Consider the following 264-nt stretch of genomic DNA (forward strand, 5'->3'; position numbering starts at 1 on the left):
TTTAACCCTTCGGGGAGGACGGTCACCACTTTGTGATTCATGACTGGGGTGAAGTCGTAACAAGGTAACCCTAGGGGAACCTGGGGTTGGATCACCTCCTTATCTTGAAGTAAAACAGCTTAATGAGAACCTCGGTTCTACGAGTGTTCACACAAATTACATGATAACAAATTAGAAGAAGTCCAAACACGCTAGCTTCGGACGTAAAATCTTGAAAGAGAGATAGGTCTGTAGCTCAGCTGGTTAGAGCGCACCCCTGATAAG

At 45.5% G+C, this 264-nt stretch carries 1 rRNA gene; it reads left to right on the forward strand.

Annotation, left to right across the window (positions count from 1 at the left end):
* Window positions 1-102 (forward strand): 16S ribosomal RNA (locus H4J61_RS02250); the annotation flags it as partial.
* Between the last annotated feature and the right edge of the window lie 162 nt (window positions 103-264).

This window comes from Colwellia sp. MB3u-4 (assembly GCF_014077065.1).
In the GTDB taxonomy this organism is placed as follows: Bacteria; Pseudomonadota; Gammaproteobacteria; order Enterobacterales; family Alteromonadaceae; genus Cognaticolwellia.